The 10,129-nt window shown below is 57.5% G+C and carries 14 protein-coding genes; 8 read left to right on the top strand and 6 right to left on the bottom strand.

The genetic code is table 11. From position 1 onward, the window contains the following. The 3 genes from AD944_RS02020 to AD944_RS02010 form a co-directional block, all read left to right on the top strand. The coding region (locus AD944_RS02020) for an META domain-containing protein (protein WP_061474718.1) at positions 1 to 734 on the top strand (734 nt) is incomplete at its 5' end. A 216-nt stretch (positions 735 to 950) separates the two neighbouring features. Then, positions 951 to 1,367, top strand: coding sequence for a hypothetical protein (locus tag AD944_RS02015; protein ID WP_052427211.1), 417 nt, complete (start codon positions 951 to 953; stop codon positions 1,365 to 1,367). Next, positions 1,318 to 3,150, top strand: coding sequence for a TonB-dependent siderophore receptor (locus AD944_RS02010; protein WP_052427212.1), 1,833 nt, complete (start codon positions 1,318 to 1,320; stop codon positions 3,148 to 3,150). Before AD944_RS02015 ends, AD944_RS02010 begins: the two co-directional genes overlap by 50 nt. A gap of 56 nt (positions 3,151 to 3,206) precedes the next feature. Here the strand turns inward: AD944_RS02010 and AD944_RS02005 are convergent, their stop codons facing one another. Then, positions 3,207 to 3,464 (bottom strand): hypothetical protein, encoded by a 258-nt coding sequence (locus AD944_RS02005; protein WP_035378338.1) that lies wholly within the window; start codon positions 3,462 to 3,464, stop codon positions 3,207 to 3,209. A 343-nt stretch (positions 3,465 to 3,807) separates the two neighbouring features. Here AD944_RS02005 and AD944_RS02000 point away from each other — a divergent pair, with 343 nt between their 5' ends. Continuing rightward, a complete protein-coding gene (locus AD944_RS02000; RefSeq protein ID WP_179946488.1) occupies positions 3,808 to 4,419 on the top strand; it encodes a DedA family protein in 612 nt (203 codons plus the stop codon). A 12-nt stretch (positions 4,420 to 4,431) separates the two neighbouring features. Here the strand turns inward: AD944_RS02000 and AD944_RS01995 are convergent, their stop codons facing one another. Next, positions 4,432 to 4,899, bottom strand: coding sequence for a hypothetical protein (locus AD944_RS01995; RefSeq protein ID WP_145912859.1), 468 nt, complete (start codon positions 4,897 to 4,899; stop codon positions 4,432 to 4,434). Positions 4,900 to 4,993: 94 nt separating this feature from the next. On the opposite strand from AD944_RS01995, the gene AD944_RS01990 reads away from it, so the two are divergent. Then, the gene (locus tag AD944_RS01990) at positions 4,994 to 5,683 is read left to right on the top strand and encodes a recombinase family protein (protein WP_231873607.1); all 690 of its coding nucleotides are present in this window, start codon (positions 4,994 to 4,996) and stop codon (positions 5,681 to 5,683) included. Positions 5,684 to 5,741: 58 nt separating this feature from the next. Here the strand turns inward: AD944_RS01990 and AD944_RS01985 are convergent, their stop codons facing one another. Further along, positions 5,742 to 6,344: a TetR/AcrR family transcriptional regulator gene (locus AD944_RS01985; RefSeq protein WP_045542717.1), complete on the bottom strand. Its 603-nt coding sequence runs from the start codon at positions 6,342 to 6,344 to the stop codon at positions 5,742 to 5,744. A gap of 3 nt (positions 6,345 to 6,347) precedes the next feature. Then, positions 6,348 to 6,821, bottom strand: a complete 474-nt coding sequence (locus AD944_RS01980; RefSeq protein WP_035378335.1) for a nuclear transport factor 2 family protein — start codon at positions 6,819 to 6,821, stop codon at positions 6,348 to 6,350. 182 nt (positions 6,822 to 7,003) lie between these two features. On the opposite strand from AD944_RS01980, the gene AD944_RS01975 reads away from it, so the two are divergent. The 3 genes from AD944_RS01975 (at position 7,004) to AD944_RS01965 (ending at position 8,452) form a co-directional block, all read left to right on the top strand. Then, positions 7,004 to 7,192, top strand: a complete 189-nt coding sequence (locus tag AD944_RS01975) for a hypothetical protein (RefSeq protein WP_035378333.1) — start codon at positions 7,004 to 7,006, stop codon at positions 7,190 to 7,192. 91 nt (positions 7,193 to 7,283) lie between these two features. Continuing rightward, positions 7,284 to 7,715, top strand: a complete 432-nt coding sequence (locus AD944_RS01970) for a CHRD domain-containing protein (RefSeq protein WP_052427216.1) — start codon at positions 7,284 to 7,286, stop codon at positions 7,713 to 7,715. 137 nt (positions 7,716 to 7,852) lie between these two features. After that, positions 7,853 to 8,452: a YceI family protein gene (locus AD944_RS01965; protein WP_035378331.1), complete on the top strand. Its 600-nt coding sequence runs from the start codon at positions 7,853 to 7,855 to the stop codon at positions 8,450 to 8,452. A gap of 7 nt (positions 8,453 to 8,459) precedes the next feature. On the opposite strand, the gene AD944_RS01960 is transcribed toward AD944_RS01965, so the two are convergent. Both AD944_RS01960 and AD944_RS01955 read right to left on the bottom strand, forming a co-directional pair. Beyond that, the gene (locus AD944_RS01960) at positions 8,460 to 8,807 is read right to left on the bottom strand and encodes a DUF3147 family protein (protein WP_035378329.1); all 348 of its coding nucleotides are present in this window, start codon (positions 8,805 to 8,807) and stop codon (positions 8,460 to 8,462) included. Positions 8,808 to 9,142: 335 nt separating this feature from the next. Continuing rightward, positions 9,143 to 9,580, bottom strand: coding sequence for a hypothetical protein (locus tag AD944_RS01955; RefSeq protein ID WP_035378327.1), 438 nt, complete (start codon positions 9,578 to 9,580; stop codon positions 9,143 to 9,145). Between the last annotated feature and the right edge of the window lie 549 nt (positions 9,581 to 10,129).

Here is a 10,129-nt window from a genome sequence, read left to right as displayed (position 1 = left end):
GCGCCACGCAGGAGGCAAAGCCGGTGGCGTCCTCTCACGCGGCGGGTGCCGTGTATCAGGCCTCTGGCAATGAGCCGTTCTGGCATCTGACGCTGGCGCAGAATACGCTTACGCTGCAACAGCCGGGCAGCCCGGAACTGGTGCGGGCGGTGACGCATGCACACACGGACTCTGGCGAACGGATTTATGAAGCCCAGGATCTGAAAGCGGTGATGACACCAGGCACCTGCACGGACAGCATGAGCAACCAGCGCTTTACGGAGAAGGTGCGCGTAACGCTACAGGGCCGCACATTGCAGGGCTGTGGCGGGGATTCACAAGGTCCGGCCAGCCTGAATGACACGCGCTGGGTTGTCACAACCCTGAACGGCAAGCCTCTTGCCGCCAGCAATCATGCCCCTACCGAAGCAGACCGCACAACGGACCAGCCGAACCATGACCATGAGCCGCCGTTGGTAGCCCCTACGCTGGACGTGAATGCAACGGGCAAGGTTTCCGGTTCTGATGGGTGCAACCGCTATGTTGGTGGCCTGACATTCGGCCCCAAAGGCCGGGTGGAAGCCTCAAAAGCAGGCGGGATCAGCACCATGATGGCATGTATGGGCCCGGGCGGGGCAATCTCCCGCAGCTTCAATGACCTCAAACAGGCTGTGACCCGCTGGCATGTGGATGGCACGACGCTGGTGCTGGAGACCGCTGATAACCGCACCATTCGCCTGCGGCAGGTGTTCTGAAGCACTGACCTTTTTCTGAAATGTTGAACAGGGGTTTTGCCGAGGCCCCTGTTCTTTCTGGTTGAGAGAGTCCCCTCCATAAAGTTATTGCGAATCAGTTGCAGTATTAACCTTATCTCACTACGGTGCCGCCCGCACACAAGACGCTGTTTTGAAAGCCCCTGCACCCACCAGCAGAGCGGGGGGTTGAGCAGCCTCTCACGAATGAGGATAAGAATGCGCGCGGTTCTGCTGGTTTCCACGTTGATGATTGTGCCCTTTGCTGCTGTAATGCCTGCCCGTGCGCAGGACGGTATGGAAAGACCTGCCAGCAAACACAGCCCCTCTGCCGAGGCGAAAAACAAAGCCAGCACAAAAAAGAAAACGGAAACGCAGGAGCATGTGGATGTATTGGGCAAGCGCTCGCTGATCCCGTCCGAACAGACAGGCTCTCTGACAGTGCAGGCCACTACGGTTGCCACCCGCCTGCCGCTGACACTGCGTGAGACGCCGCAATCCGTAACGGTGCTGACACGCCGTTTTCTGAATGATTTCACACTCCAGAATGTCAATGACGCCCTAGGCCACGCTCCGGGGTATAACCGTGCAGCGTGTGGAAACGGACCGCACCTATATCTCCGCCCGTGGGTTTGATGTTTCCAATTATCAGTATGACGGCATTGGGCTGCCTTTTTCCCAAGGGACGCAGACCGGCGCGATTGATACTGCAATCTATGACAACGTGACCGTACTACGCGGGGCCAATGGCCTGCTGTCCTCTACCGGTAATCCCTCCGCAACGGTGGATTACACCCGCAAGCGCGCCACGCGGGATTTTCAGGCCAGTGTGGAAGGCACCGTGGGATCATGGGCCAAGCGCCGCGTGGTGGGGGATATTTCCGGCTCCCCTATTGCATCCGGCCGCCTGCGCGGGCGGCTGGTTGCGGTGTATGAGAATGGAGAGTCCTACCTCAAACGTTACTCTCAGGAAAAAACCGTTGTGTATGGCACGGTTGAAGGCGATCTGGACCAATATACCACTGTACGGCTGGGCTATGTGTGGCAGCAGAACAACCCCAACAGTTCCATGTGGGGCGCGCTGCCTTTGTATTATACGGATGGATCGCCCACGCATTACAGCCGCTCGACGTCCTCGGCGGCAAAATGGTCTTACATGAACAACCGGGATTCGCAGATGTTTGCGGATATCAGCCGCCAGATCGGGTCTCACTGGAAAGTGCGGCTGTATGCCTTCCACCGGGTCATGCAAACGGATGGCAACCTGTTTTACACTTACGGCACACCTGACCGGGAAACCGGACTGGGCCTGTATAGCTATCCCTCCCGCTATACGGGATCAGAAAGCCAATGGATTGGGGATCTTTCCGCCACAGGCTCCTTCAATGTAGGGGGGCGCACGCACCAGCTTGTGTTTGGGGTGAATGCGGCGTCTGCACGGTCGCGCCAGTTGTCCAACTACTCGGCGGATGTGGGGACGGCCCTGCCCCCGCTGGAAGGATGGAATGGCAATTACCCCCAGCCGCCTTTTACCGCGTATGATGAAACCGCCAGTTTTAACCAGACGCGTGAGAGCCTGTATGGCGTGTTACGACTCAACCCGTTCCGCAATGCACATCTGTTTGGCGGGGCCAACCTGACCCATGCTGAAAGCACGGGTTACAGTTACGGGGTGCCCAGCAATTATTCCGCAACACGCCCCTCCCCTTTTGCCGGGTTTACGTATGATTTCCTGAAACACTACACATTTTACATCAGCTATTCGAAAATCTTCAATCCGCAGTCTGAACTGGATGAGAACCGCCGGATTCTGGGGCCGGTGAACGGGGATAATCTGGAAGGTGGAGTAAAAGCCGCATGGTTTGACAACCGGCTGAATGTCTCCCTCACCGGGTTTCATGTTCACCAGAACCATCTGGCGGATGCTGCTGGCTACTTCTTTGACGGGCAGACCTATTATAAGCCCATCAATGCGCAATCTGCCGGAGCGGAGTTTGATATCTCCGGCCAGATTACCCGCAACATCCAGATCATGGCGGGCGGGTCGCTCATGAAAATCTATGATCAGGACGGCAACCCCGTACGCACCTATGTACCGCGCCAGACCGTACACGCCGCGCTGACATGGCAGGTGCCGTATGTGCCACATTTGCGGGTAGGGGCCAACGTGACATGGCAGGGCAGGATCTGGCGTGATCAGGGCGTGACCTCAACAACCACTGGCCGGGAGATTATTACCCGCCAGCATAGTTACGCACTGGTGGACCTGATGGTGCATTATGATCTGGGCAAGCACTGGCAAATGACGGGCACGCTGAACAACATTACCAACCACAAATATCTGACCTCCCTCTACTGGGATCAGGCCTATTATGGTGCGCCGTTCTCCGGCATGTTTACCCTGCGCCACCAGTTCTGAACCATCGGGAGCTTTCCGCACCGCCAACGCAGGTAGTGCGGAAGCAAACATGCCGCTCAGGCGGCCATATCATCTTCCATGCCGGGAATATCGCCCATGGTGGCAAGATATTCGGGTTCTCCATAATCACCCAGGTCTTCATCCACCGCCATACGGACCAGCACCGCGCCATCCAGGCTGAGCAGCCCGGCGCGGGCCTTGTCCATGCGGCGCTGACCGTCTTCCACACTACGGCAGGCGATGGGAGTGCCGGGCTGGAGCGTATGATTTTTCCATAAATAAGGCTGAAACACGATATGTTGGGTTTCGGACATGGGAGCCTCTTGAAGAACGATATATGTTCTATTTTTGTTCTTATTTTGCGCTATACGCCCGTGATAAAAAACTGGCAACAGGATTCTGCAAGGCGGGCTGACGGATGCAGAAACCGTACATACAGCCATGCACCAGCCTGCCTTTCCTGATAGGGCAACTTCCCTCATGCTCCGCAGCACCCAAGGGCACCCTGCCCCAGCAATACTGGGCGGGAAATGCGGTGGCTTGGGCACCGGTTAACGTTGTCCGTGCGCCTGCGTGCGCCTGAACTGAGGATCAAGACCCCTGCTGCATCATCTGGATCATCTGCTTCAGCATTACGGGTATGGCATTGTAACCCTGATGGTGATGATGGAGAGCATGGGCGTGCCCGTGCCTGCCGAGGCCTGTATTATCACGGCGTCTCTCTACAGCCTGAAAACCCACCATCTGGCGATTGAGGGCGTGGCGCTGGCGGCCATTCTGGGCGCAGTGATTGGCGATAATTTCGGGTATCTGATCGGGCGTAAGGTCGGGCTGCCACTATTGCGAAAGTATGGCGGACGCATTGGCCTGACAGAAGACCGGCTGATTTTGGGGCAGTATCTGTTCCGCCACCATGGCAGCGCCATTGTGTTTATTGGCCGCTTTATTTCCCTGCTACGGGTTTTTGTGGCCATTCTTGCCGGTGCCTGCCAGATGGCGTGGCCGCGCTTTATGGTTTTCAACGCTCTGGGGGGTACCTGCTGGGCAGGAGGCTATGCGCTGGGCACGTACGCGCTGGGCAAGAAGATTTCTGAAGTATCCGGCCCCAGCGGCATTGCCATTGGCGTGCTGACCGCCATTGGACTGGTGGCCAGCGGGATGTTCCTGAAAAAGAATGAAGCCCACCTGACGCAAAAAGCTTTGGAAGAAGCACGGGCGGAGGGAGAGCTGCCCTCCGCACCGGGTTCCCACCCGCAAGGCGCGCAATAAAACGCAGCAGGATCAGACGGTTTGCGCCGTTCTCCCTGTGTCTGCCTGTAGCTTGATCTGGTAAGGCCCTGCGGTCTGGATTCTGAGGGACAGCATACCTATTTTTCCACCCAGCAGATAATTGCCCAGCGGCAGCACGGCGTTTCCATCCGTCCATGCCACGCCATTGCCGCCCATATCCTCATACCATCCCTGTGGCTTACGCGCGTGCAGATGAGAGGTGATTTTGTAAGGGCCTTTCACCACCAGCAACTGTACGTCTTCCACACCGCCCCCCATAGGGCGACGATCATCCACAAACGGGCCTATCACGTCACACGGGCGGTTGGTGCGGGACACAAGGCGGACGGATGGGATGTCCGATGGCAGCATGAAGCTGTAAACCGGACCTTCACGCCGGAGAGGGCGAATAGTGCCGCCTTTTTCTGTCAGCAGGAGCAGATCAGGATCATTGCTGATATGGATGGTCTCGGTCTGCACATTTGTGGCGTTGACTTTGTTTTCACGGCATTTCAGTTTGTAAAACAAAGGTTCGACAAGAAACTTCTCTGTGTTTTCGTGTGTTTAGGCGCTGATGAATACACTCCCATCTCGACGAAAAGTGGGGTACGCCCGTGTCAGTACGGTCGGGCAGACTCTGGAACTTCAGATAAAAACTCTTCAGGAATTTGGATGCCGCAGGATCTACCGCGAAAAGGCGAGTGGCGCGGATTCCGAACGGGCGGAACTGCGAAAACTGATTGCCGGACTAAAGGAAGGGCAGTCCGTGGTAGTTACGCGCCTGGACAGATTGGCGCGGAGCACGTTTGACCTTTTTGCTATTGTGAAGAGCATTACTGACAAAAAAGCGCAGTTTTACTCTCTGGCAGAACCGTGGACAGATACCAGCACTAGTACAGGACGGCTTATGCTTGCGGTTCTGGGTGGTTTGGCCGACGTGGAACGGGACCTGATCCGCACCCGGACGTCAGAAGGGCGCGCAAGGGCTATCCAGCAAGGCAAACGGATGGGCCGCCCGCCCCGTATCACACAGGAACAGCGGCGGGAAATTGCCCAAAGGCGACAGAATGGAGAAACACTTCGGGCCATAGCCAAGGACTATGGCATGAGTGACAGTACAGTCTCCCGCATTGTCAGCGGCAAAGATAGCCATGCCAGCCGCAAGATAATGACGGAGAAAAAAGCGCCTGCTACCGGAGCCGCGACGCAACAGATGAGAGGGGCTTCTTGCCGCCCCCGCACTTCAACACGGAGCGCCTTCTAATCTGGCAGGCTTTTCAAACGCTTCTCCCGCAGCCAATTCTTGTGTGCTTGCACCAATATCATCGCTCTTTTGGGGAAAGGACAAAAGGGTGTTCTGGCGTGGAGACCGTGATCAAACGTGCGGCCAGACGGCTGAGGGCGCGCGGGAAAAGCGTTGTATCCTGCATGGCGCGGGCCTGCACCAGAGCGCCCTGAATGGTGGCGATGGCCTCCTCCGCCAGAGTAGAGGCAGCCGGTTGTGGGTGGCCCGCACGCACAAGCGCCTGTGTCAGGGTGCTTTGCCATGTGGCGAAATAAGCACGGATACGGGTGGCAAAGCGGTCCCGCTCATCACCCAGAGCAAACAGGCCCACAAGGCAGATGCGCTGACCGGATTCAAAATAGAGTTCCACCTGCGCCAACATATGCCGGATGGCCTGCGGGGCGGAGGGGTCATCCCGCAAGGGCTGGAAAATGGCGGTTTCAAACCAGCGATCAATAGAGGCCAGAACGGCCTGCGCCATTTCCTCCTTCCCGCCGGGGAAGGCGTTATACAGGCTGCCTTTGCCTGCACCTGTTGCGGCGGTCATGCGGGCAACGCTTGCGCCTTCATACCCATATGCGCGGAACACCTCCCCCAATGCGGGAAGAAGGCGGTTACGGACAGCCGCTTTTTCTCCCATCCGTTACAGCCCCAGCTCTGACAGGCTTGGGTGCTCTGCTGGGCGGGGGCTGGCGCGGTCCCAGAAAAACAGGCGTTGGGCTTCCTTTATGGGTACATCGTTAATGCTGGCGTGGCGGGTGTGCATCAGGCCGTTGGCATCAAAGGCCCAGTTTTCATTCCCGTAGGAGCGAAACCACTGGCCTGCATTATTGCGCCATTCATACGCAAAGCGCACGGCCAGCCTGTCCCCCGTGAAGGCCCAGAGTTCCTTGATGAGGCGGTACTCGTGCTCCTGTTGCCATTTGGCCACCAGAAAGGCCTCTATCTGCGCACGGCCTTTTATGAAGCTGCTGCGGTTGCGCCATGTGCTGTCTGGAGAATAGGCCAATGCCACCCGGGCGGGGTCCCGGCTGTTCCAGGCATCTTCCGCGGCGCGCACCTTCTGCACGGCAGTTTCAAAGCTGAACGGAGGCAGAGGCGGGCGGCGGTCAGACATGGAAACTCCTGCAAAGCGGGATAGCCCGGTTGATATAACAGGTAGTCTGTACCAATTGGTACAGGTCAGTCAAGCAAAACGAGCCTAACTGAAAAGAGCCTGATTTTTCAAAAAAACGTCACATGCGTGCAAGAAAATAGTGCTTAAAAGAAGGCAGTTCTCCTTTTTATGTGAGCACGAGCATGACGCCTTCTTCCTGTTCCACCCCGGAAAACGAGCAACGCTGCTCCCGCCATGATGCGGCAACCCAACGGTGGCTCAAGACCATTCAGCAGACCATGAGGAAAACCGCCATTCAACCGCGTGTGCATTTCCAGCGCGTACCGCAACGCCCGGTAGATGATGAGGGTATTTTGCGGGATTTTGAGTAATCAGCCGGGAACGGTACGGAACACCTGACGTTAGAGAAGGAAAAACCCGTAAGGGGTGCCCTGTTTTTTCTTGCTGAAGGAAACCGTATTCATGCTTTTTCAGCACCGAGCCCTTTTTTGTGCAGCCCTGTTGGGCGGCAGCCTGCTGGCAGGACACACCTCTGCCTTTGCCGAACGCAGTGAACGGTTTTCTGGCATATTCTATGGCGAGCACGGCACGACCACCAGACCCACCGGCAGGGTGGACGCATTGTTCTACCCGGCGGCCCATGTGCTGCGCTATTCCATAACATGGGACAAACTGAGCGGCCCTGTCACTGCTGCCCATTTTCATGGTCCCGCCCGCAAGGGGCATGATGCACCGGCCGTTATTTCCATTGATGGCCCGTATAAGAGCCCTGTAACAGGGAGCGTGAGCGTCAATCAGGATCAGGAAGACATGCTGCATAATGGCACGCTGTATGTGAACCTGCACACTCATGCGCACCCAAGTGGAGAAGCCCGCGCCCAACTGGCGCAATAGCCCCCTGCCCCTACGGCACAGATTTCTGGCGCGGCCTGTGGCGTGGCAGCGCATGGCAGCATATCGGCTGATGCACATGCAGAGCGGAAACTCTGCCATGGTATCAGCCGTTTGTATGCATGTTATAGGAAAGGGATATGAACCACATGCGGCTTACCGCCATTCTGGCCTCAGCTTTTCTTCTTACGGCAGGTACTGGTATGCTGGGCACGCCCTCCGCCCATGCTGCCACGCAACATGTGACGCTGACCCCCAGAAATACACAGGCCCTGCTGCATGCCCGCTCCGCCCTGACGGATATTGATGGCACCTTTGAGACTGTCAGCGGCACGCTGGCCTATGATCTGGAAGCACAGACCTGTCAGGTTGATCTGACCATGGATGTCAATTCCCTGAAGGTGGGCAGCGCCGTATTACGCAGCGTGATGCTCTCTGGCCTGATGCTGGATAGTGATACGCACCCGGCCATGCATTATGTGGGCCATTGCGTGCCAAAAATTGTAAAAGGCAAACTTTACACGCAGCTTATAGGGAACCTGACCATGCGGGGACAAACCCACCCGCTGACCTTTGCCGTGCAGATGCGCTTTACCGGCAATACACTGACCACCATTGCCAGCACCGCCACGTTTGATCAGCGCCAGTGGGGGCTGAGCACGCTGCTGCATTCTGTGGACCCGATGGTGAAAACGGAAACCATCATTACCCTGCCTGCCCCTTCTGCAAAGCAGGGGTAATGGGCGCTTAGGGAGAAATGCCGAACCGCCCCGCCAGCCATACAGCCACAAGGTACAGCACTGCCGTCACCACGCAGCCGCCCAGCAACGCAGCATAAAACGGCACTCCATTCCGCATGGCCAGCGGGATAAGCAGGAACATGGGAAGAGAAGGCAGCACGTACCACAACGTGGCACTCACATGCGCTTCCATGCGGGCCGGGTCTTTTGTTTCCTGCCACAGCCAGATCATGCCCAGAATGGAAATGAGCGGCAGGGAGGCCACCAGCGCCCCGAAACCGGGATATCGCCGCGCAAGGGAAGAGACAGCGGCAATAATCAGGCCAGACAAAAACGCTTTCAGCCAAAAAAACATAAGATGGGGTTCCTCTGCCTTTGGCAGGACAGGCTCTATGAAGCCCCGTGACCTTACGGGCTTCCCTACGCATCTGGATGCTGGGGCATAAAAAACACATGCCGCGCAGAGCCCTGCCTGATGCGGGAAACCGGCCCAGAAGAAGGCAGGACAGCGGGATAGCCCCGCAAGCAGTGCCGTTAGACGCTGCTTAAACAATGGGGCTGGTGGAGTTTTTAGGAGCTGAGGGCGTTGGATTTTCCGTCCCGATGCCTCAGCATCGCGCCTTCAAATCCGCCTTCAGGCCTCCAAAACTCTCTCACCAGCCCTCCCTTGCTGCTTCTTTAGCCAAGGTCTTAAAAGTGGGTATCATCCTGTCCGGCAGGAGCGGACTGGGTCTGGCCCTGTGCCGGAGTGTTGGACGGAGAGGGTGTGCCAGCAGGCGTGTTGGCGGTCATTTTGCCGGGCTGGGTGGAGTGTTCCACGTCATAAGCCGTGGCTTTTTCCTCATACGTGCCCTTTGCACCGGGGTGTTCCTGATCGTACAGGGCGGCTTTCTGTTTGGCTTCCTTGCGATATACGTGGCGACGATACATGCCGGTCACGCAGCCACCCAGAGCGCCGATAACACCATGATGCACCACATGGCCGCCCACGGCACCCGCTGCCCCGTATTTCAGGCAGCCACCGGGTTCGGCCTGCGCCACGGAACCCATGCCTGGCGCACCCGTGCCAACAATACCAGAGCTGAGGGCCACAACGGCTACCGCCGCCAGAGTTGTCATTCGACGCATTGTGTCTCACATCCTTCAAGCTGCCATACAAACCGGCAGAACTATTTGCCTATGATAGCCGCCTGAGGGGAGAACGCCAAACCCCTGCCCCTGCACGGGCCATATACCCGCCCTGCAAACCCGGTTGCGTTTCTGCCTGATCCGCTATTTTCCGGATGCGGCAGAAGTAGCTTGCGCGTCCCGCGCCTGAATGGTGGCGTGCGCAGAAAACTCACAGAGGAAACAGGCCTCAAACGGTAGCGGCGGGACGTACCGCCCTTTTCACTATGGCGAGACATCATGGCGCAAGAGTGGCAGGCTGGTTACGGCAAGCCCGTTTGATCAGGCTTGGCTGGCAGACTTTTCAACCGGCTTTACTGAACGCGACAGTTGCGGTCCGTATGCCGACGGGGGCCGTGCTCCGTACTGCCGGAGCCACCAAGGCCGCCCATGCCGTTGGGGCCTGTCATCCCCGGCCCTGGAGACATTGTTCCGTGCGGGGGCACACCCCGGCAGGTGGAGCGGCTTCGCCGCGGATTTCTCACACTTGAGGCAATTTCGGGTCATTTT

Origin of the sequence: Acetobacter tropicalis, from assembly GCF_001580915.1 — a bacterium.
Classification (GTDB): domain Bacteria; phylum Pseudomonadota; class Alphaproteobacteria; order Acetobacterales; family Acetobacteraceae; genus Acetobacter; species Acetobacter tropicalis.
The sequence above is the reverse complement of the archived record's forward strand: the minus strand, read 5'-3'. Positions and strand labels throughout refer to the sequence as shown.

What these genes read in the sequence shown, in the direction of transcription:
- AD944_RS02015 (WP_052427211.1), top strand. Translation starts at nt 951, where the DNA reads ATGCGCGCGGTTCTGCTGGTTTCCACGTTGATGATTGTGCCCTTTGCT.
- AD944_RS02005 (WP_035378338.1), bottom strand. Translation starts at nt 3,464, where the DNA reads ATGTCCGAAACCCAACATATCGTGTTTCAGCCTTATTTATGGAAAAAT.
- AD944_RS02000 (WP_179946488.1), top strand. Translation starts at nt 3,808, where the DNA reads ATGGTGATGATGGAGAGCATGGGCGTGCCCGTGCCTGCCGAGGCCTGT.
- AD944_RS01990 (WP_231873607.1), top strand. Translation starts at nt 4,994, where the DNA reads ATGAATACACTCCCATCTCGACGAAAAGTGGGGTACGCCCGTGTCAGT.
- AD944_RS01985 (WP_045542717.1), bottom strand. Translation starts at nt 6,344, where the DNA reads ATGGGAGAAAAAGCGGCTGTCCGTAACCGCCTTCTTCCCGCATTGGGG.
- AD944_RS01980 (WP_035378335.1), bottom strand. Translation starts at nt 6,821, where the DNA reads ATGTCTGACCGCCGCCCGCCTCTGCCTCCGTTCAGCTTTGAAACTGCC.
- AD944_RS01975 (WP_035378333.1), top strand. Translation starts at nt 7,004, where the DNA reads ATGACGCCTTCTTCCTGTTCCACCCCGGAAAACGAGCAACGCTGCTCC.
- AD944_RS01970 (WP_052427216.1), top strand. Translation starts at nt 7,284, where the DNA reads ATGCTTTTTCAGCACCGAGCCCTTTTTTGTGCAGCCCTGTTGGGCGGC.
- AD944_RS01965 (WP_035378331.1), top strand. Translation starts at nt 7,853, where the DNA reads ATGAACCACATGCGGCTTACCGCCATTCTGGCCTCAGCTTTTCTTCTT.
- AD944_RS01960 (WP_035378329.1), bottom strand. Translation starts at nt 8,807, where the DNA reads ATGTTTTTTTGGCTGAAAGCGTTTTTGTCTGGCCTGATTATTGCCGCT.
- AD944_RS01955 (WP_035378327.1), bottom strand. Translation starts at nt 9,580, where the DNA reads ATGCGTCGAATGACAACTCTGGCGGCGGTAGCCGTTGTGGCCCTCAGC.